This is a genomic window from Rhodococcus sp. IEGM 1351, from assembly GCF_030056875.1.
Lineage (GTDB): Bacteria > Actinomycetota > Actinomycetes > Mycobacteriales > Mycobacteriaceae > Rhodococcus_F > Rhodococcus_F opacus.
In genome coordinates, this window is sequence record NZ_JASHKU010000165.1 from 1 (window position 1) to 230 (window position 230).

Annotated in this window: 1 protein-coding gene; it reads left to right on the forward strand. The window is 72.6% G+C overall.

Going from position 1 to position 230, the window contains the following annotated elements; all coding sequences use genetic code 11:
- Nucleotides 1-230, forward strand: a 230-nt coding sequence (locus QM806_RS41180; RefSeq protein WP_283295086.1) for a Rieske (2Fe-2S) protein, incomplete at both ends; no start/stop codon positions are given.

Below are 230 nucleotides of genomic sequence, written 5' to 3' on the forward strand. Positions count from 1 at the left end.
CGTCCTCCCTGCGCAACACCTCGTCCTCACACCGCCGCAAGCGGGCGTGTTCCGGGCCTGCTCGGCGGTGTGCACCCACCAGGGCTGCACCGTGTCCGAGGTCCGCGACGGCACCATCAACTGCCCCTGCCACGGCAGCCGCTCCTCCATCACCGACGGCTCCGTCGTCCGCCGACCCGCCCAGGAGCCCCGCCCCACCTACGCCGTCACCCGCACCGGCGTCTTTCTCT